Annotated in this window: 25 protein-coding genes; 7 read left to right on the top strand and 18 right to left on the bottom strand. The window is 59.6% G+C overall.

Annotated elements, in window-relative coordinates:
* Positions 1–140 precede the first annotated feature (140 nt).
* Genes DLM_RS01860 through DLM_RS01845 form a run of 4 tightly spaced genes read left to right on the top strand, consistent with a single transcriptional unit; the run spans position 141 to position 3829 of the window.
* Positions 141–1613, top strand: coding sequence for an ArnT family glycosyltransferase (locus DLM_RS01860; protein ID WP_089085053.1), 1473 nt, complete (start codon positions 141–143; stop codon positions 1611–1613).
* Between the two features lie 16 nt (positions 1614–1629).
* Positions 1630–2640, top strand: a complete 1011-nt coding sequence (locus DLM_RS01855) for a glycosyltransferase family 2 protein (protein ID WP_089085054.1) — start codon at positions 1630–1632, stop codon at positions 2638–2640.
* Entirely contained in the window at positions 2637–3026 is a 390-nt protein-coding gene (locus tag DLM_RS01850; RefSeq protein WP_089085055.1) for a GtrA family protein, read from the top strand. Before DLM_RS01855 ends, DLM_RS01850 begins: the two co-directional genes overlap by 4 nt.
* Positions 3023–3829 carry a ChbG/HpnK family deacetylase gene (locus tag DLM_RS01845; protein ID WP_089085056.1) on the top strand — a complete coding sequence of 269 codons (807 nt, stop codon included), beginning with the start codon at positions 3023–3025 and terminating at the stop codon, positions 3827–3829. Before DLM_RS01850 ends, DLM_RS01845 begins: the two co-directional genes overlap by 4 nt.
* On the opposite strand, the gene DLM_RS01840 is transcribed toward DLM_RS01845, so the two are convergent.
* On the bottom strand, positions 3826–4503 hold the full coding sequence (locus tag DLM_RS01840; protein ID WP_089085057.1) for a TIGR01621 family pseudouridine synthase: 678 nt from the start codon (positions 4501–4503) through the stop codon (positions 3826–3828). The two genes, DLM_RS01845 and DLM_RS01840, sit on opposite strands and share 4 nt — an antisense overlap.
* Before the next feature lie 45 nt (positions 4504–4548).
* Positions 4549–5034: an acyl-CoA thioesterase gene (locus tag DLM_RS01835; RefSeq protein WP_089085099.1), complete on the bottom strand. Its 486-nt coding sequence runs from the start codon at positions 5032–5034 to the stop codon at positions 4549–4551.
* 233 nt (positions 5035–5267) lie between these two features.
* Here DLM_RS01835 and DLM_RS01830 point away from each other — a divergent pair, with 233 nt between their 5' ends.
* Complete coding sequence (locus DLM_RS01830; RefSeq protein ID WP_197715485.1) at positions 5268–5900, top strand: putative metalloprotease CJM1_0395 family protein; 633 nt, start codon at positions 5268–5270, stop codon at positions 5898–5900.
* A gap of 144 nt (positions 5901–6044) precedes the next feature.
* Here DLM_RS01830 and DLM_RS01825 read toward each other — a convergent pair whose 3' ends face one another.
* On the bottom strand, positions 6045–6728 hold the full coding sequence (locus DLM_RS01825; protein WP_089085058.1) for an LrgB family protein: 684 nt from the start codon (positions 6726–6728) through the stop codon (positions 6045–6047).
* A gap of 1 nt (position 6729) precedes the next feature.
* On the bottom strand, positions 6730–7149 hold the full coding sequence (locus DLM_RS01820; RefSeq protein WP_089085059.1) for a CidA/LrgA family protein: 420 nt from the start codon (positions 7147–7149) through the stop codon (positions 6730–6732).
* 105 nt (positions 7150–7254) lie between these two features.
* Here DLM_RS01820 and DLM_RS01815 point away from each other — a divergent pair, with 105 nt between their 5' ends.
* Entirely contained in the window at positions 7255–8145 is an 891-nt protein-coding gene (locus tag DLM_RS01815; RefSeq protein ID WP_089085060.1) for a LysR family transcriptional regulator, read from the top strand.
* Positions 8142–8594: an LEA type 2 family protein gene (locus DLM_RS01810; protein WP_089085061.1), complete on the top strand. Its 453-nt coding sequence runs from the start codon at positions 8142–8144 to the stop codon at positions 8592–8594. The genes DLM_RS01815 and DLM_RS01810 overlap by 4 nt, the downstream gene beginning before the upstream one ends.
* Positions 8595–8713: 119 nt before the next feature.
* Here DLM_RS01810 and DLM_RS01805 read toward each other — a convergent pair whose 3' ends face one another.
* The 14 genes from DLM_RS01805 to DLM_RS01740 form a co-directional block, all read right to left on the bottom strand.
* A complete protein-coding gene (locus DLM_RS01805) occupies positions 8714–9148 on the bottom strand; it encodes a hypothetical protein (protein WP_089085062.1) in 435 nt (144 codons plus the stop codon).
* A gap of 171 nt (positions 9149–9319) precedes the next feature.
* Positions 9320–10204 carry a succinate--CoA ligase subunit alpha gene (gene sucD / locus DLM_RS01800; RefSeq protein WP_045845617.1) on the bottom strand — a complete coding sequence of 295 codons (885 nt, stop codon included), beginning with the start codon at positions 10202–10204 and terminating at the stop codon, positions 9320–9322.
* Between the two features lie 27 nt (positions 10205–10231).
* Entirely contained in the window at positions 10232–11401 is a 1170-nt protein-coding gene (gene sucC, locus DLM_RS01795) for an ADP-forming succinate--CoA ligase subunit beta (protein ID WP_089085063.1), read from the bottom strand.
* Positions 11402–11601: 200 nt separating this feature from the next.
* Entirely contained in the window at positions 11602–13035 is a 1434-nt protein-coding gene (gene lpdA / locus DLM_RS01790) for a dihydrolipoyl dehydrogenase (RefSeq protein WP_089085064.1), read from the bottom strand.
* A 13-nt stretch (positions 13036–13048) separates the two neighbouring features.
* A complete protein-coding gene (locus DLM_RS01785; protein WP_059287349.1) occupies positions 13049–13237 on the bottom strand; it encodes a hypothetical protein in 189 nt (62 codons plus the stop codon).
* Between the two features lie 68 nt (positions 13238–13305).
* Positions 13306–14556 carry a 2-oxoglutarate dehydrogenase complex dihydrolipoyllysine-residue succinyltransferase gene (gene odhB / locus DLM_RS01780; protein ID WP_089085065.1) on the bottom strand — a complete coding sequence of 417 codons (1251 nt, stop codon included), beginning with the start codon at positions 14554–14556 and terminating at the stop codon, positions 13306–13308.
* Positions 14557–14623: 67 nt separating this feature from the next.
* Positions 14624–17452 (bottom strand): 2-oxoglutarate dehydrogenase E1 component, encoded by a 2829-nt coding sequence (locus tag DLM_RS01775; protein ID WP_089085066.1) that lies wholly within the window; start codon positions 17450–17452, stop codon positions 14624–14626.
* A 222-nt stretch (positions 17453–17674) separates the two neighbouring features.
* Positions 17675–18964, bottom strand: a complete 1290-nt coding sequence (gltA, locus tag DLM_RS01770) for a citrate synthase (protein ID WP_089085067.1) — start codon at positions 18962–18964, stop codon at positions 17675–17677.
* Positions 18965–19024: 60 nt separating this feature from the next.
* Positions 19025–19273: a succinate dehydrogenase assembly factor 2 gene (locus DLM_RS01765; protein WP_089085068.1), complete on the bottom strand. Its 249-nt coding sequence runs from the start codon at positions 19271–19273 to the stop codon at positions 19025–19027.
* Positions 19270–19980, bottom strand: a complete 711-nt coding sequence (locus DLM_RS01760) for a succinate dehydrogenase iron-sulfur subunit (RefSeq protein WP_045845610.1) — start codon at positions 19978–19980, stop codon at positions 19270–19272. The genes DLM_RS01765 and DLM_RS01760 overlap by 4 nt, the downstream gene beginning before the upstream one ends.
* A gap of 13 nt (positions 19981–19993) precedes the next feature.
* Positions 19994–21766 (bottom strand): succinate dehydrogenase flavoprotein subunit, encoded by a 1773-nt coding sequence (gene sdhA / locus DLM_RS01755; protein WP_089085069.1) that lies wholly within the window; start codon positions 21764–21766, stop codon positions 19994–19996.
* The gene (gene sdhD / locus DLM_RS01750) at positions 21766–22110 is read right to left on the bottom strand and encodes a succinate dehydrogenase, hydrophobic membrane anchor protein (RefSeq protein ID WP_089085070.1); all 345 of its coding nucleotides are present in this window, start codon (positions 22108–22110) and stop codon (positions 21766–21768) included. The genes sdhA and sdhD overlap by 1 nt, the downstream gene beginning before the upstream one ends.
* Complete coding sequence (gene sdhC, locus DLM_RS01745; RefSeq protein WP_045845607.1) at positions 22104–22478, bottom strand: succinate dehydrogenase, cytochrome b556 subunit; 375 nt, start codon at positions 22476–22478, stop codon at positions 22104–22106. Before sdhC ends, sdhD begins: the two co-directional genes overlap by 7 nt.
* A gap of 224 nt (positions 22479–22702) precedes the next feature.
* Entirely contained in the window at positions 22703–23437 is a 735-nt protein-coding gene (locus DLM_RS01740) for a GntR family transcriptional regulator (RefSeq protein ID WP_089085101.1), read from the bottom strand.
* Between the last annotated feature and the right edge of the window lie 132 nt (positions 23438–23569).

The following is a 23569-nucleotide window of genomic DNA, read 5'->3' as shown; positions in this document are numbered from 1 at the left end:
GCCTTGCAGACACGCCGCCTACGGGCGGCGTTTTGCATCAAACCGCAGTGCTGCTTAAGACTAAAACAAGGCTGGCATGGTAAGCTGTGCGGGTTTTTTCCGACTTTGCCCGGCCGCCCGTGGCGTGCTGACTGGACTTCATGAAACCGTCCTCCAACTCCAAATGGCAACGCCTTGCCATCTATGCTCTGCTTGCCCTGCTGCTGATTCGCCTGCTGGCGATGTGGGCCATCCCCCTGACCGACACCACCGAAGCGCGCTATGCAGAAATTGCCCGCAAGATGCTGGAGACCGGTAACTGGGTGACCCTGTGGCACGACTATGGCATTCCCTTCTGGGCCAAGCCGCCGCTTTCCACCTGGACCTCCGCCGCCAGCATGGGCTTGTTTGGTGTCCATCCGCTGGCGGCACGGCTGCCGGCCTTGCTGCTCTCCATGGCGGTTTTGTGGCTGGTGGCCGATGCCGCCCGCCAACGGCTGGGGCGTGACGCCGCACTGGCTTCTGCCCTGATACTGGCAGGCAGCCTGCTGTTTTTCGCGGCCGCAGGAACGGTGATGACCGACCCGGCGCTGATGTTTTGCGTCGCCTTGTCCCAACTGGCGTTCTGGCATGCCATGCAGGGGCGTGGCACACGCTGGGGCTATCTGTTTTTTGCCGGGCTGGGACTAGGCCTGCTGGCCAAGGGGCCGCTGGCGATTGTGCTGGTTGGCATGCCGATTTTCTGCTGGGTATTGCTGCGCAATGGCTGGAAAGCCATGTGGCAACGCCTGCCGTGGATCAGCGGCAGCCTGCTGATGCTGGCCATTGCCCTGCCCTGGTATCTGCTGGCGGAATACCGCACGCCGGGCTTCCTCAATTACTTCATCATGGGCGAGCATGTCAGCCGCTTTCTGGACCCGGGCTGGAAGGGTGACAAATACGGCTATGCCCATGCCACCCCACGCGGCATGATCTGGCTGTACTGGCTGGGGGCTATCTTTCCCTGGTCACTGGCCATGCTGGTCTGGCTGGCGCGTCATGGCAAAAACATGCTCAAGCGCAGTGCCGACAACGATGGCTGGCGCCTGTACGTGCTGCTGTGGAGCCTGATGACGCTGCTGTTCTTCAGCATTTCCGGCAACATCATTTTCCCCTACCCACTGCCCATGCTGCCGGGCTGCGCCCTGCTGTTTGTCACGCTGTGGCATGGCAGCCGCCAGCCACAGCAAGGCAGCAGCCTGCCCTGGCTGGCCATGGTGTCTGGCGTTCTGTTGTTGTTGGGCGTTGGCCTGCAGTGGACACAAGGCCAGCGCTATTTCCGCACCCAACAGCTAGTGATTGCCGCCTGGCAGCAACAACAGCCGGCCCCAGGCAGCACGCTGATTTTCTGGGACAGCCGGCGCGAGTTTTCTGCCGAGTTCTATAGTGGAGGTAAGGTCAAAACCACACAAAAGCCGCAGGAACTGCAGCAACTGCTGGCCGCTGGTAACAGCCACTTCATTGTTACCGAGCAACGTGACCTGCCCAGCCTGCCCGCCGACATCAAGCAGCGTTTCCAACCCATTGCCCGCTTCGAGGTGATGAAGGACCAGATGCTGCTGCTGCGCGAACGCGTCGGCAAGCTAACACCATAAACATCAGGAGACGCCGATGACCACAACGCCACCCAGCGCCTTCGTTCCACCCTTTTTACTACAGCAACGTGCTGCGGAGCGCCCCGCCAACCCGCTGGTCAGCTGCATCCTGCCGGCCTACAACGAGAGCGAAAACATCGTCCCCATGCTGCAAACGCTGCATGACTTGCTGACTGAGGCGGGCTTTCGCCATGAACTGATTGTGGTGGATGACGGCAGCCGCGACGACACCGTGGCACAGGTGATGAGCCAGATCAGCCTGTTGCCGGTAACGCTGATCCAGTTGTCGCGCAATTTTGGCAAGGAACTGGCGCTCACCGCCGGTATCGACCACGCCAAAGGCGACGTTGCCGTGCTGATCGACAGCGACTTCCAGCATCCGCCGGCCATGGTGCCGGAATTCCTGCGCCAGTGGCGTGCCGGCTACGACATGGTGTATAGCGTCCGTGCCAGCCGCGACAGCGAAACCCTGGGCAAGCGCCTGTTCACCCGCGTGTTCTACACCCTGCTCAACAGCGGAGCGCGTCACAAGATTCCGGAAAACACGCAGGATTTCCGCGTGATGGACCGTTGCGTGCTTGAAGCGCTGCGCCAGATGCCGGAGCGCAATCGCTTTATGAAGGGCCTGTATAACTGGGTGGGCTTTACCCAATTGCCAATGGAAACCCATACCGCCGAGCGCCGAGCCGGCAAAAGCAGCTTCAACTTCTTCAGCCTGCTAAACCTGGGGCTGACCGGTCTGACCGCCTTCTCCAATGTGCCGCTGCGCATGTGGACGCTGATTGGCAGTGCCATCTCGCTGGCGTCCATCCTGTATGCCGCCTGGGAGTTGCTGCACACCCTGCTGTTTGGCAACGACCAGCCCGGCTGGCCCACGCTGGCGGTGGCCGTGTCCTTTCTGGGTGGCGTACAACTGCTATCCATCGGCATTCTGGGCGAGTATATCGGCCGCATCTTCAGCGAAGTGAAACAGCGCCCGATTTATCTGATCAGCCGCATCAGCAGCGCTCCCCAGGACCAACCATGAACCGTGAGTTGCTCTGGTTTGGTATCGTCGGTGTCAGTGCCATGCTGCTGCACTTTCTGCTGGTGGCCGTGATACTGGTACCGTTTGGCCTGCCTCCGCTGCTGGCCAATATCCTGGCCTTCCTGCTGGCCTTCCAGGTGAGTTACTGGGGGCATCGGCACAAGACATTCGAAGCCGTCCACGTACCACACCGTCAAGCGCTGCCACGCTTTTTCATGGTGGCCTGCCTGAGCTTTGCGCTGAATGAAGCCATGTATTTCGTGCTGCTGCGCTTCACCCCGCTGGATTACCGTCTGGCCCTGCTGCTTGTCCTGGCCGCCGTCGCCGTGTTCACCTTTGTCTTCAGCAAGCTGTGGGCCTTTGCCGGCAAGGAGCAGGCTGCATGACGCCGCGCCGCCTTACCCTGTGTGCCGATGACTATGCCCAATCGCCCGCCATCAGCCAGGGCATTCTGCACTTGTTGCAACGCGGCCGCCTGTCTGCCACCAGCGTGATGACGCAGTCGCCGCACTGGCCGGCGCTGGCAGCGCCTTTGCGCGAGATGGAACAACAAGCCGACATCGGCCTGCATTTCAATCTGACTCACGATTTTGCCGACGGGCCGCAGTTGATCAAGCCCTTGTCGCACTGGCTGCTGCTCAGCCAGTTGCGCTGTTTGTCCCATACCGCCTTACGCGACAGCCTGCTGCGCCAGATCGACCTGTTCAGCCAGCATCTGGGCCGGCTGCCGGACTTCATTGATGGCCACCAACATGTGCATGCCTTCCCCCAGGTGCGCGACGCGCTGTTTGATGCCATCGCCCTGCGCTGGACTACAAACAGCAAGCCCTATCTGCGCGCACCGGACCGGCTGGGGCATCCGGGTGACAGCAAGCTGAAGGCGGCGGTGCTGCGGCAGGCATGCCGTGGCTTTGCCGCCGCAGCCGAGCAAAACGGCCTGCGCTGCAATCCGTGGTTTGCCGGACTGTATGCCCTACAGCCGCAAGCCGGCTTTGCCACGCTGATGCAGCAGTGGCTGCAGGCATGTCCGGATGGTGGCCTGATGATGTGCCATCCTGGCCTGCCGGCAGACGACGCCAGCGACCCTATCGCCCCTGCCCGTGCGCTTGAGTATCGCCACCTGGGCAGCCAGGCCTTTGCCGAGGCTTGCCAGCAGGCCGGCGTGCAACTTGGCAGGTTCCAGGCTTAAACACGTGGCCAGGGCAAGGCCCAGGGTTGGGCTGCCTCATGCTGCAGGCAGTCTCGCAGTGCCGGGCTGAGGAAGTGTTCGCCCTGATCGGGCGGGCAGACAAATGAAAACGCCTCGCCGTCCAGGCGGAAACGCAAGGCATAGGCGTGCAGATAGCCACGATCCGCCGCGCTGCCGCCATACAGGGTGTCGCCCAGAATCGGTGCCGACTGCGACTTCAGCGCCACCCGCAACTGGTGGGTCTTGCCGCTGTGTGGCCGCAACAGGAACAGACGCAAGCCCGGTTGTACCGAAAAACTGAAAAACTGGGTAATGGCCGGATTGTGCATGGTGGGGAGCAAGCGCCATGCGCCGCCCCGCCCTTTTTCCATATCGCCCTTGATCAGGCCCTGCTTCTTTTGCGGCTTGCGATCCGACAGCGCCAGATAGTATTTCTCCACCGCATGTTCGGCAAAGGCGCTGCCAAACTGGCTGGCCACCTGACTGGAACGCGCCAGCAGAATCAGCCCGGAGGTCAGCCGGTCCAGGCGGTGTACCGGCCACACAGCGTCATCCTGCAAGCCTGCACGCACCGCGTCCAGCAAGCCCTCTTCCTCCCCTTCCCGGTGAAAACTCACACCGGGATGCTTGTTGATCAGATAAAAGCGCGGGTCGCTGTACAGCAGGGTAAACATGGGGTGGCTACCTGGATGAATGGGCAAGGCGGCGATTCTACGCGCTCAGCAGGGATCGCTGGTTTTTTGCTGCGCTTCCATGCGCAATTTCTTGCGGATTTCCGCATCACGGAAACGTTTTTTCTGTTCATCCGTTTCCAGACTCAAGGGCGGCACGGCCACCGCCTTGCCGTTTTCAAACGCCACCATGGTGAAATAGCAGCTATTGGTATGGCGTACCGAGCGCTGCTGGATGTCTTCAGCCACCACCTTGATGCCGATTTCCATCGAGGTACGGCCTACATGGTTGACACTGGCCATGAAAGTGACCAGCTCCCCCACATGGATGGGCTGCTTGAACAGCACCTGATCCACCGACAAGGTCACCACATAGCAGCCGGCATAGCGACTGGCACAGGCATACGCCACCTGGTCCAGCAACTTGAGCAATACGCCACCATGGACATTGCCGGAAAAATTGGCCATATCCGGCATCATCAATACTGACATCACCAGCTCACGCTGGTTTTCCTGGCTTACCTGCTGTTGCATCGTCTTGCTTTCCTGGCTGTTCATCATGACACTGGCCGTCATTCTGCCGCAGCGCCCGCCGGCTGTCTTGCCAGAATAAGCCGTCAGCCCATCCCCCATCGATAAAGACAGCACCTTGCACGCTGCTTGCCGGTCGCTAACACCCGGCAGACAAACCCCGAAAAAATGCTTTAATTCAAGGCATTGGCTGAAAACATGCACTAGACTGAAAAGGTTCAGGATGGTGTGACATCATGAGTATTGCTTCCATCAGCAGCAGCAGCAGCAGTGTCTATAGCAGCAGCGGACTGCAGCACGGGCCAAGCTGCAACTGTCCGTCGTGCAGCACGGCACGCATGGCCGCCATTGCCACCCCGGTTCCTGGGGTGACTCCCCCCTCAGCTTCCGCCATCTATAGCGGATCCCCGCTCACGCCTGAGCAGCAAAAACAGCTGGACGCCCTGCGTTCGCGCGATGCCGATGTGCGTCAGCACGAACAGGCGCACATGGCCGCAGGCGGCGCACTGGTCAGCGGCGGGGCAAACTACAGCTATCAGGAAGGGCCGGACGGCAAGCAATATGCGATCGGCGGAGAAGTCAGCATCCGCTTGGCCAGCGGGCAGAGCGCAGAAGAAACCCTGGCCAATGCCCGGCAAGTGGCGGCAGCCGCGCTGGCACCGGTCGATCCATCCGGACAGGACCGCTCGGTGGCCGCAGCAGCCCAACAAATGGCACGCGCAGCCCAGGCCGAAATCGACAAGCAGCAGCGTGAGAAACTGCAGCAGGCGCAGCACAATCCTGCACTGGCCACCACCAAGGCCATCTTTGCCGCCATCGCGCATTCTGCCGACAGTAGCAAAGGCAGCAGTGTGGATACCTTTGCTTGATTCTCAAGCGACAAAAAAAATGGGCTGACCGGATAGGGTCAGCCCGAACAACGCTCGTTTTGGGAGTACAACAAGAGGAGAGACACCACACACCACTCCCGATGGCATGGGCTTACTACAGAGAAATCTTCAATCCGGTGCGTCTTAGACGAACCAGGCAATCAGTGGGGCGGCAAACACCGTGGCAATGCCACCCAGCATCATGGTCAGGCTGGCAACCACGCCTTCTTCCGCTCCCAGTTCGTTGGCTTTGGCGGTGCCGGCACCATGTGCGGCAGCACCCAGCAAAGCCCCCTTGGCCAGACGCGAACGCAGGGGCAATAGCATCAACATCAGCTCACCCAGCAACATGCCGGCCACACCGGTAATCACCACAAACACCGCGGTCAAATCCGGTGAAGCACCAATGCTCGATGCAGTGGCCATGGCAAACGGCGTACTGATGGAGCGCGGTGCCAGGCTTTTTTGCAACATTTCAGACAAACCAAAAGCCCGTGCCAGCCATACCGAACTCATCACGGCCACCGGCATCGCCACCAGCACACCGCAGCTCAGTGACAGCGCATGCTTGCGTATCACCTGGCGCTGCTCGTAAATCGGGATGGCAAATGCCACCGTGGCCGGGCCAAGCAGCCAGCTCAACCAATGCGTATCCTGAAAATAAGTGTGGTAAGGAATATGTCCCACCACCACCGCGCCAATCACCAGCAAGGGCACCGCCAACAAGGGCGCAGTCCACCAGTTGCCAGTACGGCGGTACAATTTCTTTGCCAGCCAGTACAGCGCCAGCGTCAATACCAGACAGCCAAAAGCCAGCAGGTTTTCCATCTCACAACACCCCGTGCTGTCGCTTGCGACGCTTCAGCAGGATTTCAAACTTGTAACCGGCATCCACCACCAGCGAAGTGACGGTCATCACCAGCACGGTAGACAGCAGGATCACCAGCACGATACGCAGACCAATGCTGCCCATCAGTTGCGGGTACTGCACCACGGCCACCGTGGCCGGAATGAAAAACAGCAGCATCTCCGCCAATAGCCAGCGTGCTCCGCTCTTGCACCAGGACAAGGGCAGCCAGCCCAGGGCCAACGCGGCAAGCACCAGAAACATCCCCAGTACCCCAGCCGGAATTTCCGGCAAGAAGGCATGGCTCAAGCGACTGGCCAGCAGCCACACCAGGCAGAGCATGCACACCTGCAATACAGTGGCCAGGCTTTGCTTTACCGCAGGATTGGACAGGCTTTTCATGGTGCGCTCACTCCATCAGCAGCAACGAGTACCGAGTATAGTCGCGCCCATTTCATTCAAAAAATGAATTAAAATTATCCTACTCATTCTCAAAAGGAATCGATTATGGACATCCGTGCGCTGCGTTACTTTGTGGAAGTAGTCAAACGCCATAGCTTTACCAAGGCTGCCGATGCGCTGTTTGTCACCCAACCCACCATCAGCAAGATGGTGAAACAGTTGGAGGAAGAACTGGGCACACCGCTGATCATCCGCGAAGGCCGCAGCTTCCGGCTGAGCGATGCCGGCAAGGTGGCCTTCGAGCGTGGCATGGATGTGCTGTCCGCCATGAACCAGTTGAAAAACGAACTGAACGATCTGGCCGGCCTCACCCGCGGTGAACTGGTGGTCGGCCTGCCGCCCATGGTGGGCGTGGCCTTTTTTGCGCCGGTAGTAGGCGCATTCCGCGAGCGCTACCCCGGCATCGAGCTGAAGATGGTGGAAGACGGCGCGCTGGCCATCGAAAACAGCGTGCGTAGCGGCGAACTGGAAATCGGTGTTGCCGTATTGCCAGTGGACAACAGTTTCTTTCAGCAATTTGCCGTGGTGCGCGACCCCTTATGCCTGATTGCCCCTGCCGGCTCCCCCTGGCATGGCCGCTCCACCGTTACCCTGCCGGAAATCGCCGACCAGAACTTTGTGCTGTATCCGGAGGACTTCACCCTGTCCAGCCGCATCAGCCATGCCTTCCGCGAAATGGGCAAGCCGCTGAATATTGTCGGCCGCAGCGCGCACTGGGACTTCATTGTCGAACTGGTGAATGCCAGACTGGGCATCACCCTGCTGCCTCGCTCGGTGGTGGAACGGCTGGACCGCAGCCAATATGATGTGATTCCGGTGTCCAACCCCTGGCTGATCTGGCATCTGGCGCTCATCTGGCAGCAGGGCGGCTATCTGTCCCATGCCGCCCGCGCCTGGATCGCCGTCACGCAGGAAGTACTGGGAGGACTGCAATGAAACGCCATGACTTGCTCAGACTGATCACACTCTTGCTTTGCCTGTGGCTAAGCGGCTGCGGCACCTTTGGACTGAAAAAACCGCAAGTCAGCCTGGTGGATATCCGCCCGGCAGCCTCTACCCTGCTGGAACAGAATTTCGACCTCACCCTGCGTTTGCAGAACCCCAACACCGTGCCATTGCGTGCCAGCGGGCTCAGTTTTGAACTGAGCGTAGCCGGCCAACACATGGCCAGCGGGGTAAGCAATCAGGCGATCAATGTGGCCGCGCTGGGCGAAAGCGAAATCCAAGTCCGGGTGCATACCTCGCTGGGCAGTTGGCTAAAGCAACTGGGCAAGGCCGTGCAGGGCGATGGCAAACTGGAATACCAGCTGCAAGGCCGGCTGGAGGATTTGCAAGGCGTCGCCAGTCTGCCGTTCAGCAGCAGTGGCGAGTGGAAGCTGCCGTAAGCGGCTTAGCGTCGCTGACAAAAATGCTGCCGCGGTGTTGCGCCGCCTTGGCGTACGGATGCTACTGTCTGCACAGGCGCGGCTGCTCCAGGGGGGCTACCCTGTTTTGTCAGCCGCTCTTATTGCCGTGGGACTGCCACACAGTCATTGCCTTCAAAGCTGACCGATTCAATCAGCTGGGTCTTGGCATTGACCACAAAATTGGTGGTGCAGCTATAGTGCATGACACCACCACCGATGCTGCCATCGTAAACCCAGCGCCCCGGTGTTTCGATCACCCGGCTCTGACCGTTTTCCGTCACGGTAAAGCGACTGCCCGGCTCGAAGCGGCGGTTGTCAAAATACGGCTGCTGCTGGGTATAGGACTTGCTGTAGGTGTATAGCGTGTTGCCATTGGGCATGGGCATGCTCTTGCTGGGCGCACCCCATTGTGCCAACAAGGCATTGGCGTCCTTGCCCTGCCAGTAATACGCCTTTTGTGCATAGCCCTCGCGGGTGGGGAAACTGCTGCAGGCGCTGGTAAGCAGCACCAACAGACAAAGCCATTTACGCATCACATTCCTTTCCTCGTTCACTTGCTTGCCCTTGCTGTCCGACCAGGCAGCAGATGCCAAGTTCTAGCATAAATCGCCGGCTGACAGCAGTCCGGCATGACATGCCGCGACTGACCATAAAAAAACGCCACCCGGAGGTGGCGTTTTTGCTGCAGCAAGTGAAACCTGCAATCAGATCATGCCCTTGGACTTCAGCAGTTCGAACATGGTCTTGCCGATTTCGGCCGGGCTGCGGGTGTAGGCGATGCCAGCCTTTTCGAAGGCCTTGAACTTCTCTTCGGCAGTACCCTTGCCGCCAGAGATGATGGCACCGGCGTGGCCCATGCGCTTGCCCTTGGGAGCAGTCACACCGGCGATGTAGCCCACTACCGGCTTGGTCACGTAGGCCTTGGCAAATTCAGCCGCTTCTTCTTCGGCGGTACCACCGATTTCACCGATCATCACGATGGCGTCGGTATCCGGATCGTCCTGGAACAGTTTCAGGGCATCGATGTGGCTGGTACCCGGAATCGGGTCGCCGCCGATACCGATGCAGGTGGACTGACCCAGACCCAGGGCGGTGGTTTGTGCCACGGCTTCGTAGGTCAGGGTGCCGGAACGGGACACGATACCGATGCGGCCCGGATTGTGGATGTGCCACGGCATGATGCCGATCTTGCACTCACCCGGGGTGATGATACCCGGGCAGTTCGGGCCGATCAGGCGGATGCCGGCTTCGTCCACGGCTTTTTTCACGTACAGCATGTCCAGGGTGGGCACGCCTTCGGTGATGCAGACAATCAGCTTCACGCCGCTGTCGATGGCTTCCAGAATGGAATCCTTGGCAAACGCTGCCGGTACGTAGATCACCGAGGCATCAGCCTGGGTTTGACGCACGGCGTCCTTCATGGTGTTGAACACCGGCAGGCCCAGATGCTCGGAACCGCCCTTGCCCGGAGTTACACCACCCACTACCTTGGTGCCAACCTTCAGCGCCTGTTCGGCGTGGAAGGTACCATTCTTGCCGGTGAAACCTTGCACCAGCACTTTGGTGTCTTTGTTTACCAATACGCTCATTTTGAAATCCTTATGCGGTGCAGGTGATTAAAGCGCAGCAACGGCAGCAACGATCTTCTCGGCTGCGTCGTTCAGGCCCTGGGCGGAAACCAGCTTCAGGCCGGATTCGTCCAGAATCTTGGCGCCCAGCTCGGCGTTGTTGCCTTCCAGCCGCACAACCACCGGCACGGTCACGTTCACTTCCTTCACCGCGGCGATGATGGCTTCGGCAATCATGTCGCAACGTACGATGCCGCCGAAGATGTTGATCAGCACGCCCTTGACCGAATCATCGGCCAGGATCAGCTTGAAGGCTTCGATCACGCGATCCTTGGTGGCACCACCACCCACGTCCAGGAAGTTGGCCGGCTGGCCACCCTTCAGCTTGATGATGTCCATGGTGGCCATGGCCAGGCCGGCACCGTTCACCATGCAGCCGATATTGCCTTCCAGGGCCACGTAGTTCAGGTCGAATTCGGAAGCTTTCACTTCGCGTTCGTTTTCCTGCGACTTGTCGCGCTGGGCCAGCAGGGCCGGGTGACGGTACAGGGCGTTGGAGTCCAGGTTGATCTTGCCATCAACGCAGGCCAGTTCGCCGTTTTCACGCAGCGCCAGCGGGTTTACTTCGAACAGGGCGAAGTCGTTTTCCACGAAAGCCTGATAAGCACCCAGCATCAGCTTGCTGAAGGCGGCGATTTGCGAACCGGACAGACCCAGGGCAAACGCGGCATCACGCGCCTGGAACGGCTGCATGCCAACCAGCGGGTTGATTTCGATCTTGATGATCTTTTCCGGGGTTTCTTCGGCTACTTTTTCGACTTCCACGCCGCCTTCGGTGGACACCATGAACACAACGCGCTGGCTGCCACGGTCCACTACGGCGCCCAGGTACAGTTCGCGCTGTACCGGGTACATGTCTTCGCATACCAATACGCTGTTGACCGGCTGGCCGGCTGCGTCGGTCTGATAGGTCACCAGGTTGGTGCCGATCAGGCTCTTGGCGACTTCAGCGGCTTCTTCGCGGGTCTTTACCACTTTGACACCACCGGCCTTGCCACGGCCACCGGCATGCACCTGGGCCTTGACGACGGCAAACTTGCCGCCCAGTTGGTCATAAGCGGCAGCGGCTTCTTCCGGCGTGGTGGCCAGAATGCCCTTTTGTACCGGCAAGCCGTATTTGGCCAGCAGCTCTTTCGCTTGGTATTCGTGCAGGTTCATCTATGGTTTCCTTTCGGTGGAAATGATGGCGGGCCCTGTCTGGCCAACGTCTCTATTCCTTGGTCGCTTCCTCAACCCTAATGTATCGGGGCGGAACTGTTCTCGCGGCAGTCCCTGCTCCCATACCCTCTTTGCAAATCTGCCCGGCTGTTACCGGACAGATTTATGGGGCCGTGTGATTGTACACGGCCCCGCAGCACTTAGCCGTGCAATGCGCGCTTGTCAGCGGCCAGTGCAGCTTCGTGTACCACTTCCGACAGGCTGGGGTGGGCGTGGACAATGCGGGCCAGGTCTTCGCTGGCGGCCTTGAATTCCATCGACACCACGCCTTCGGTCACCAGCTCGGACACCATCGGGCCGATCATGTGCAAGCCCAGGATGCGGTCGGTCTTGGCATCGGCCAGAATCTTCACCGTGCCTTGTGCCTGACCCAGACCCAGCGCGCGACCGTTGGCAGCAAAACCGGAAGTCCCCTTCTTGTATTCGATGCCTTCAGCCTTGAGCTGTTCTTCGGTCTTGCCCACCCAGGCGATTTCCGGCGAGGTGTAAATCACCCACGGAATCACGCCGAAATCGACATGCGGTTTCTGGCCGGCAATGCGTTCTGCCACGGCAACGCCTTCTTCGGAAGCCTTGTGCGCCAGCATCGGGCCACGCACCACGTCGCCAATCGCCCAGATGCCCGGCAGATTGGTGTGGCAGTGGTCGTCCACGGCAACAAAGCCACGCTCGTCCAGTTGCAGGCCAACCGCTTCGGCACCCAGACCGGAGGTGTTCGGCACGCGACCGATGGAGACGATCAGCTTGTCAAATTCGGCAGCCACGGCTTCGCCGTTCAGCTCGTAGTTGACGGTAACGTGCTTCTTGGTGGCCTTGATTTCGCCAATCTTCACGCCCAGCTTGATGTCCAGACCGGTATCTTTGGTCAGGGTCTTGAAGGCTTCCTTGGCGATTTGCTGGTCGGCAGCGGCCAGGAAGGTCGGTGCGGCTTCCAGAATGGTCACTTCCGCGCCCAGACGCTTCCACACGCTACCCATTTCCAGACCGATCACACCGGCACCGATCACGCCCAGACGCTTCGGTACGGCGGAGAGTGCCAGAGCGCCTTCGTTGTCCAGCACCATGTGGTTGTCGGTGGCCAGGCCCGGCAGCTGACGCGGGCTGGAACCGGTGGCGATGATGACGTTGGTGGCTTCCAGCGTGTCAACCACTGCACCGTTGTCGGTGACTTCGATCAGCCACTTGTCGCCCTGACGGCCCTTGAGGGCGGCCAGACCGTGGATGTTGGCAACCTTGTTCTTCTTGAACAGGAAGCTGATACCGGCGGCGTTCTTGCTGATGATGCCGGTCTTGCGTTCCAGCATGGCGGCGACGTCCATCTTGGCACCGGACACGCTGATGCCGTGCTTGGCAAAGTCGTGTTGTACCGCGTGGAAGTTTTCCGAGGACTGCAGCAGTGCCTTGGACGGGATGCAACCCACGTTCAGGCAGGTACCACCCAGCGAAGGCTTGCCTTCCGGGTTTTTGAATGCATCGACGCAAGCGGTGTTGAAACCCAGTTGGGCAGCACGAATGGCAGCCACATAACCGCCAGGGCCGCCACCAATCACAACTACATCAAACTGTTGGCTCATTGATTTTCCTTGATCAGGATTTACCGACCTTGAACAGCAAGATCCCGAAAGCAATCATGAACACGGCAATGATGAGCTTGCCCACCAGGGTGTAACGGTCCTCGCGAATACCGCGTTGCTGCTTCTTCCAGGTCAGTACCGCAATGGCGACCCCAGCCAGGATGGAAGCTACCGCATACAGCCAGTCAGGCAAAATCATCATTTCTCCGTTCACATTATTCAAAGTGGCCGCAAGCACGCTTGCGGCCAGCAGACATTACAGACCCGGTATTACAGGTCCAGGATCAGGCGGGCCGGATCTTCAATGGCGTCCTTGATGGCCACCAGGCTCAGTACCGCTTCGCGACCATCGATGATGCGGTGGTCGTACGACTGGGCAAGGTACATCATCGGGCGCACGACAACTTGACCATTCTCAACCACTGCGCGCTCCTTGGTAGCGTGCATGCCCAGAATGGCGGATTGCGGCGGGTTGATGATGGGGGTGGACATCATGGAACCGAAAGTACCGCCGTTGGAGATGGTGTAAGTACCACCGGTCAGTTCTTCCACGGTCAGCTTGCCTTCCTGGGCGCGCTTGCCGAAGTCGGCGATCTGTTTTTCGATCTCGGCCAGGCTCAGTTGGTCGGCATTGCGGATGACCGGCACCACCAGACCACGCGGGCTGCCAACGGCCACGCCGATGTCGAAGTAACCGTGATAGATGATGTTGTTGCCATCAACGGAGGCATTGACGATGGGGTATTTCTTCAGCGCGGCAACCACGGCCTTGACGAAGAAGCCCATGAAGCCCAGCTTCACGCCGTGCTCTTTCTCGAAGCGGTCCTTGTAACGGGCGCGCAGGTCCATCACCGGCTTCATGTTCACTTCGTTGAAGGTGGTGAGGATGGCGTTGGTTTGCTGGCTCATCACCAGACGCTCGGCCACGCGCTGACGCAGGCGGGACATCGGCACGCTTTGTTCCGGACGGTCGCCCAGCACGGCAGCCACGTTGACGGCAGCCGGGGTGGCGGCCAGGGCCACACCGGTATTGCTGGCAGCAGCCAGTACCGGGCCGGCTTGCGACGGTGCAGCGGCAGCAGCCTGTACGTCTTCTTTCAGCACACGACCATCACGGCCGGTGCCGGTCACGTTGGCCAGGTTCACGCCGGTTTCGGCAGCCAGCTTGGCAGCGGACGGCATGGCAGCGCCACCCGGTGCAGCAGCCGGAGCAGCCTGTACCGGAGCCGGAGCGGCAGCAGCCGGGGCAGCCGCAACGGCAGCCGGGGCATCGCCAGCCTTGGCGGCGGTGTCGATGCGGGCGATCAGCTGACCGGAAACCACGGTAGCGCCATCCTGTTCGATGATTTCAACAATCACGCCAGCCTGCGGTGCCGGCAGTTCCAGCACAACCTTGTCGGTTTCCAGATCGATGACGTTTTCGTCGCGATTGACGAAATCGCCAGCTTTCTTGTGCCAGGTCATCAGCGTGGCTTCGGAAACGGACTCGGGCAGTTGGGGGACTTTGACTTCAATAATCATGTTCTTCTCCAGAGCGGGGCGGTCATCCTGCCGCCCCCGTCAGTGTAATCGTTGTGTTGGCGTGTACTTACTTGGCAATCGTCATGGCTTCTTCGACGAAGGCCTTGAGCTGGGCAACGTGCTTGCTCATGTAGCCTACGGCCGGGGAAGCGGAAGACGGACGACCAGCGAACGACAAGAACTGCTTGCCGATCAACAGACCTTCCAGGCGATGGCGGATCTGGTACCAGGCACCCTGGTTACGCGGCTCTTCCTGCACCCACATCACTTCCTTGGCTTGCGGGAAGCGTGCCAGTTCGGCGGCTACCTGCTCGGTCGGGAAGGGATACAACTGCTCGATGCGCACGATGGCGATGTCGTCTTCCAGGCCCTTTTCCTTGCGGCCGGCAGCCAGGTCGTAATACACCTGACCGGCACACAGCAGCACGCGCTTCACTTTCTTCGGATCCTGTACCACGGCATCGCCGATCACCGGGCGGAAGCTGCCGTTGGTGAAGTCTTCGATCGGGCTCATGGAGTCCTTGAAACGCAGCAGGCGCTTGGACAGGAAGATCACCAGCGGCTTGCGGTACGGACGCAGCACCTGACGGCGCAGCATGTGGAACATCTGGCTGGCTTCGGACGGCATCACGATCTGCATATTGTGCTCGGCGCACAGTTGCAGCCAGCGTTCCAGACGGGCGGAGGAGTGCTCCGGACCCTGGCCATCGTAGCCGTGCGGCAGGATGGTGGTCAGGCCGCACAGACGGCCCCACTTGGTTTCGCCGGAGGAAATGAACTGGTCAATCGCCACCTGGGCGCCGTTGGCGAAGTCGCCGAACTGGGCTTCCCAGATCACCAACTGATCCGGTGCGGAGCAGGCGTAGCCGTATTCGTAGGCCAGTACCGCTTCTTCGTTCAGGATGGAGTCGATCACCAGGAATTCAGCCTGGTTGTCGGACATATTGCGCAGCGGCACGTAGGAGCCTTGGTCCCAGCGTTCGCGGTTCTGGTCGTGCAGCACGGCGTGACGGTGGGAGAAAGTACCTCGGCCGGAGTCTTCACCGGACAGGCGGACACCGAAGCCATTGGTCACCAGACTTGCATAGGCCAGGGTCTCGGCCATGCCCCAGTCGGCATTCTGTTCACCGGCAGCCATGGCCTTGCGTGCAGCCAGCACCTTTTGCACGGTGGGGTGCAGCTTGAAGCCTTCCGGCAGGGTGGTGAACTTCTCGGTCAGGCGCTGGATGTCGGCGCGCGGCAGCGAGGTGTCGGTGGGGTGCGCCCAGTGGGTGCCCATGTACTGGCTCCAGTCCAGGGCATGTTCGCGCTTGTAGTTGGTGAGCGCGGTCTGTTCCACGTGCTCGCCCTTGTCCAGCGCGTCACGGTAGGCCTGGATCAGTGCTTCGGCTTCTTCTGCCTTCAGCACGCCTTCCTGTACCAGACGCTCGGCATACATGGCGCGCACGCCCTGATGCTTGGCAATCTTCTTGTACATCATCGGCTGGGTCAGGAAGGGATCATCACCTTCGTTGTGACCCAGTTTGCGGTAGCAGACCAGATCGATGACCACGTCCTTGTTGAACTGCATGCGGTAGTCCAGCGCAGCCTGCATCACGTAGCAGACGGCTTCCGGATCATCACCGTTGACGTGGAAAATCGGCGCTTCAACCATCTTGGCCACGTCGGTACAGTACAGGGTGGAACGCATGTCGCGCGTGTCCGAGGTGGTGAAACCCACCTGGTTGTTGATCACGATGTGGATGGTGCCACCGGTACCGTAGCCGCGGGTCTGCGACAGGTTGAAAGTACCCTGGTTGACACCCAGGCCGCCAAAGGCGGAGTCACCGTGAATCAGTACCGGCACGGCGCACTTGCGCTCGCTGTCCTTGCGGCGGTCCTGACGGGCACGTACCGAGCCTTCCACTACCGGGTTGACGATTTCCAGGTGCGACGGGTTGAACGCCAGCGACACATGCATCGGACCACTGGCGGTGGGGATGTCGGAGGAGAAGCCCATGTGGTACTTGACGTCGCCGGAGGCCATTTGCTGGGCGGCCTTGCCTTCGAATTCGGCAAACAGGTCACGCGGCTGCTTGCCCAGGGTGTTCACCAGCACGTTCAGACGGCCACGGTGGGCCATGCCGATGATCAGCTCTTGCACACCAACGGCAGTGGCGTTGTGGATCAGGTGGTCCAGTGCGGCGATAGTGGATTCGCCACCTTCCAGCGAGAAGCGCTTCTGGCCAACGTATTTGGTATGCAGATAGCGTTCCAGGGTCTCGGCCGCGGTGATCTGCTTGAGGATGCGCATTTTCTTGGCGGCATCGTAGCGCGGGGTGGACAGATCGCCTTCAAAGCGCTTCTGTACCCAGTGCTTTTCGTCCGACTTGGTGATGTGCATGAATTCCAGACCGATATTGCCGCAGTAGGTCTGTTTCAGACGCGACAGGATATCGGACAGCGGCAGCTTTTGCGGGGCCACCAGCGAGCCCACATTGAACTGCACCGCCATGTCGGCATCGGTCAGACCGTGCTTGTGCGGGTCCAGCTCTTGCAGGGTAGCCTGATCCATGCGCTTGAGCGGGTCGAGGTTGGCCTGACGGGAACCCAGTACGCGATAGGCCGAAATCAGTTTCAGCACACCCACTTGCTTCTGCATGGTTTCCCATTCGCCGCCGGTGCTGTTGCGCGGGCCGCTGGCCGGTTTCTTGGCCAGTTGAATGAAGGATTCCTGGATGGGCATGTGCGGTACATCGCGCTCAGCCGCGCCCGGTGCCTGGGCCAGCTTGTCGAAGTATTCACGCCATTCGGCCGGAACCGAATTCGCATCAGCGAGGTACTGTTCGTACAGTTCCTCGATGAACGGTGCATTCCCACCGAACAGGTAGGAATGACTGTACATGGATTGCATCATTATTCGACCCTTTGTTATCTACGTACGTGTCTACGTTTGGCTACATTGCAGCGTGGAGAAAGCGTTGTGGAAAAGACGCAAGAAGGGCTTTGGCAGGGCAAATCCGTCTCCGTTCTTTTCCGCAGCGCTCTGTCGGCGTCTGTCGTGAAACTGCTGACTGTATTCTGTAAGACAAGGTAAAAAGTTGGCCGAAACGTGTCCGGCCAACTTGTCACTGCCTGATTAACGCTTGTCGATATCGACAATGTCGCGACGCGGCGCGCCGGTGTACAGCTGACGCGGACGGCCGATCTTCATGGCCGGATCGGCGATCATCTCGCTCCAGTGCGCAATCCAGCCCACGGTACGTGCCAGGGCGAAGATCGGGGTGAACATCGAAACCGGAATGCCAATGGCAGACAGCACGATGCCGGAGTAGAAGTCGACGTTCGGGTACAGCTTGCGCTCGATGAAGTACGGGTCTTCCAGGGCGATCTTTTCCAGTGCCATGGCCAGCTTGAACTTCGGATCGTTGTGCAGGCCCAGTTCGTTCAGCACTTCGTCGCAGGTCTGCTTCATGATGGCGGCGCGCGGGTCCATGTTCTTGTACACGCGGTGGCCAAAGCCCATCAGCTTGTAGCGCTTGTCCTTCACGCCCTGCATGAAGTCGGCCACGTTGTCCACGCTGCCGATTTCATCCAGCATTTTCAGTACGGCTTCGTTGGCGCCACCGTGGGACGGGCCCCACAGGCAGGCGATACCGGCAGCGATACATGCGAACGGGTTGGCACCGGAGGAACCAGCCAGACGGACGGTGGAGGTGGAAGCGTTCTGCTCGTGGTCGGCATGCAGGGTGAAGATACGGTCCAGCGCGCGGGCCAGTACCGGGTTCACCTTGTATTCTTCACACGGGGTGGAGAACATCATGTGCAGGAAGTTTTCCGCATAGGTCAGGCCGTTTTTCGGGTAGGAGAACGGCAGGCCCTTGTTGTAGCGGTAGGCTTGTGCGGCGATGGTCGGCAGCTTGGCCACCAGACGGTGGGCAGAGATGCGACGGTGTTCCGGATTGGTGATGTCCAGCGAATCGTGGTAGAAGGCGGACAGCGCGCCCACCACACCCACCATCACGGCCATCGGATGTGCGTCACGACGGAAGCCCTTGAACAGGCTCATCAACTGGTCGTGCAGCATGTTGTGGCGCATTACGCCGCGTTCGAATTCCTTGCGCTGGGCTGCGGTCGGCAGTTCGCCGTTCAGCAGCAGGTAGCACACTTCCAGATAATCGCTCTTCTCAGCCAGCTGCTCGATCGGATAGCCGCGGTAGTAGAGCTGACCCAGATCACCGTCGATGAAGGTGATGGCGGACTCGCAGCTGGCGGTGGCCAGGAAGCCCGGGTCAAAGGTGAACATGCCGGTCTTGGAGAAGGCACGGATATCAACGACATCCGGACCCAGAGTGCCGGACAGTACCGGCATGTCCAGTGTGTCCTTGCCCTCGTTGTAAGCGAGCGTCACTTTGCGGTTAGTTTCCACAGCAATACTCCCAGTCAGTTTTGTGGTGTTGTAATCGTTTTGGGCCCTGCAGCCTGCAACTCAAACCGAGCGCAGGATCTCGATGATGGCGGCTTCTTCCGGATCGTCCAGGTCAGCCTTGCCGTTCACCACATCCAGGAAGTCGGTGTCGGGCAAATCGAGAATACGCTTGTAGGCGTCGATCTCCGCCGGGGAGAGTGCATCGAAGCGCTGGGCAAAAAACCGCTCCAGCACCAGATCCAGCTCCAGCAAGCCCCGGCGGGACCGCCAACGGATCCGCTTGAGTTCAATCGGATCGTAGGCGGTCATACTGCACGCTTGACCATCAGGTCTTTGATCTTGCCGATTGCCTTGGTGGGGTTCAGGCCCTTGGGGCAGACATCGACACAGTTCATGATGGTGTGGCAACGGAACAGACGGTACGGATCTTCCAGATTGTCCAGACGTTCGTTGATGGCGGTGTCGCGGGTATCGGCAATGAAGCGATAGGCTGCGAGCAGGCCGGCCGGGCCAACGAATTTGTCCGGATTCCACCAGAACGACGGGCAACTGGTGGAGCAGCAGGCGCACAGAATGCACTCGTACAGGCCGTTGAGTTCTTCACGGTCTTCCGGGCTTTGCAGGCGCTCGCGTTCCGGCGGCGGCGTGTCGTTGATCACGTACGGCTTGATCGAGTGGTATTGCTTGAAGAACTGGGTCATGTCGACGATCAGGTCGCGCACCACCGGCAGACCCGGCAGCGGACGCAGCTCGATCGGCTGTTTCAGATCGCGGAAATCGGTCAGACAGGCCAGACCATTCTTGCCGTTGATGTTCATGGCGTCAGAGCCACACACACCCTCGCGGCAGGAACGACGGAAGGTGATGGTGTCGTCCTTCACCTTCAGCTTGGTCAGCGCATCCAGCAACTTGCGGTCGGTGGAATCCAGCTCCACGCTGATGTCCTGCATGTAGGGCTTGGCATCCTTGTCCGGATCGTAACGGTAGATGCGGAATTTGACGGTTTCGGTAGTCATCTTGTTCAAGCCCTTAGTAGGAACGTGTCTTCAGAGCAATGGTGTCGACAGTCAGCGGCTGCAGGTTCACCGGCTTGTATTCCAGACGGTTGCCTTCGCGGCTCCACAGGGTGTGCTTCAGCCAGTTGGCATCGTCACGACCGTTCGGGGTTTCCGGCGTATCCGGTGCATCGTCACGCACGTGCGCGCCGCGTGATTCGGTACGGGCATTGGCCGAGATCATGGTGGCCTTGGCCACTTCGATCAGGTTTTCCAGCTCCAGTGCCTCGATGCGGGCCATGTTGAACACGCTGGACTTGTCGGAAATTTCGGTCTGTTGAACCATCTTTTCCACTTCCAAAATCTTCTCAACACCTTCGGCCAGCATGTCCTTGAAGCGGAACACGCCGCAATGCGCCTGCATGGTGCGCTGCATGGCGGTACGGGCATCGTTGACGGCCACACCGTTGGTTTGCTTGTTCAGGCGTTCCACACGGGCAACGGCACGATCCACATCGGCAGTGGCCAGTGTCGGCAGTTCCAGCGGCTGTTGCTTGATGAAGTCGATCATCGAGTTGGCCGAGCTCTTGCCGAACACCAGCAGGTCGAGCAGGGAGTTGGTACCCAGGCGATTGGCACCGTGTACCGAGGCGCAAGCGCATTCGCCAGCGGCGTAGAAGCCATGTACCGGCTTGCCTTCCACCACCACTTCGCCGTGGTAGTTGGTGGGGATGCCACCCATCTGGTAGTGACAGGTCGGCACTACCGGAATCGGGGCCTTGATCGGGTCCACACCGGCAAACTTGATGGAAATTTCACGGATGCCCGGCAGCTTGGACATGATCACTTCGGGGTCGAGGTGAGTGATGTCCAGCAGCACGTGATCCTTGTTCGGGCCGCAACCACGGCCTTCGTTGATCTCGGTCACCATGGCACGGGACACCACGTCGCGCGAAGCCAGATCCTTGGCGTTCGGCGCATAGCGTTCCATGAAGCGTTCACCCGCGCTGTTGCGCAGGATGCCGCCTTCGCCACGGACACCTTCGGTAATCAGTACACCGGCACCAGCAACGCCAGTGGGGTGGAATTGCCAGAATTCCATGTCTTCCAGCGGGATGCCGGCACGAGCGGCCATGCCCAGGCCATCACCGGTATTGATGAAGGCATTGGTGGAAGAAGCATAGATACGACCGGCACCGCCAGTCGCAAACAGGGTGGCCTTGGCCTGGAATACCACGATTTCCGAGGTTTCCATTTCCATGGCAACAACGCCTTGCACATTGCCGTCGGCGTCGCGAATCAGGTCCAGCGCCATCCACTCGACAAAGAAGTGGGTATTGGCACGCACATTGCGCTGATACAGCGCGTGCAGCATGGCATGACCGGTACGGTCGGCGGCAGCACAGGCGCGACGCACCGGCTTTTCACCGAAGTTGGACATGTGACCGCCGAACGGACGCTGGTAGATGGTGCCGTCAGCGTTACGGTCAAACGGCATGCCGTAGTGTTCCAGTTCGGTCACCACCTTCGGTGCCTCGCGGCACATGAATTCGATGGCATCCTGATCACCCAGCCAGTCCGAACCCTTTACGGTGTCGTACATGTGCCAGGTCCAGTGATCTTCCTCGGAATTACCCAGCGAGGCGGAAACACCACCTTGCGCAGCCACGGTGTGGGAGCGAGTGGGGAATACCTTGGACAGGACGGCAGTCTTCAGACCAGCTTCGGACAGTTGCAGGGCGGCACGCATGCCGGCACCACCTGCGCCAACGATTACTGCATCAAAATGACGAACAGGTACGCCCATTACAGCCCCCAGACAACTTTAACGGAATAGATGAAACAGGACACCAGCCACACGATGGTGAAGGAGTGCAGCGCCAGGCGCAGGCCGGTCGGCTTGATGTAGTCCATCCACACATCGCGAATCCCCACCCATACATGCAGGAACACTGCCAGCAAAGTGGTCTGGGTCAGTACCTGCACCCAGGTCTGTGCGAAGAAGTCTTTCCAGCCGGCATAGCTGGACGGCATGGTCAGCAGGAACAGTGCCAGAGCTACGGTATAGATCACCATGATGGTGGCCGTCACGCGCTGCATGACCCAGTCGCGCAAACCGTAGTGAGCGCCGATGACAGAGCGGTTTACCATAGTGCTACTCCCAGAATCAGAGTCAGAGCCAGGCTCACCACCACCACAGTCTTGGCGGTAGCGCGAGCGGTTTGCAGTTCCAGACCCTTATGGATATCCAGGAACAGGAAACGGATACCGGCACAGAAGTGATGCATGTAGGCCCACAGCAAGCCGATGAGGATGATCTTCATCAGCGGGTGCGCGACTACGGCACGGTAGGTTTCAAAGGACTCTGCTGAACTGAGCGAACCATGTAGGAGGTAGATCAACAGCGGGAGGGAAAAGAAGAGCGCCACACCACTGACCCGGTGCAAGATCGAGACGATGCCCGGGATGGGCAGTCTGATCGTGGCCAGATCCAGGTGCTTCGGTCGTTGCTTCTGCATATGGCTTCCTTGGATGTATTTGAACCAAGTGGTTATCTCCGGGCCCCTGTCTGGAAGCCCGCCTGAAAGGTCCGCCCTTGTAGAAACCGGGTGGTCCCCTTCAATACTTAACATCATGCTGCCCGATGCTGCAGGGCAATATGATCTGGAAATTCTAGCAAAAATCACCCGGCTGCTGCCCGTTTTTTGCCTTGCAAGCGACATTTGCATGCCGGCAAGCGACCTCAGCCAGCCTTTTGCAGCAAGGCCAGATCCCGACTCAGGCAATAGCGCTGCCGCCACTCAACCCGCTCTCCAACAGACGAAACAGACAGTCGGAGCAAACTGAGCACCGGCTCTTCCAACGCCGCGCCAGACAGACCAAGCAAGTTGGCATCCTCACGCGGCAGCATCACTGCGCGGTACTGCTCGCGGCGTTCAACCACCCGCACGCCAAAGCGCTGCTGCAAGGTGGCATACACCCCCACTCCGGAGCGGAACCAGCGTGCCTCCATGCCATCAAAGCGCTCGGCAGGCAGGTAGGCCTCATCCAGCGCCACCGGCCTGCCCTGCCCGCGCCACAACTGGCGCACCCGGAACATCGGCGCATGCCGGCGCAACTGCAAGGCCACGGCCATGTCGTCGCTGGCATTCATCCGGGAGATGGCCAGAAACTCACAACTGAGCCGATCCGGCAATTCATCAAACACACCAGGTGACTGCAACAGGGCATTACCCCAATCGCTCAGCACCGGGGCAACAAAGGTTCCCTTGCCTTGCTGACGGTAAAGCAGGCCATCAGCCACCAGTTCGGTGAGCGCCTTGCGGACCGTTCCCTGGCTGACGGACATCTCATCGGCCAAGTCCCACTCACTGGGTAAGGCATCATGCTCCAACCACTCGCCTTCGGCGATACGGCGCAGTAAAAACTGCTTGATCTGCACATACAGCGGCTGTCGACGTGGGGCATTTGCAATCATGTAGTGGCTTTGTATCATCAAACAAATCAAGCGTAAATAGATGTCTTATATAAGACACAAGAGTTTAACCAGCATATCAGAATTTCTGATGGGGATTCCAGCCCCACATGGTCTACACTCCGTGATACACTC

This window comes from Aquitalea magnusonii (assembly GCF_002217795.2).
GTDB lineage: Bacteria > Pseudomonadota > Gammaproteobacteria > Burkholderiales > Chromobacteriaceae > Aquitalea > Aquitalea magnusonii_B.
The sequence above is the reverse complement of the archived record's forward strand: the minus strand, read 5'-3'. Positions and strand labels throughout refer to the sequence as shown.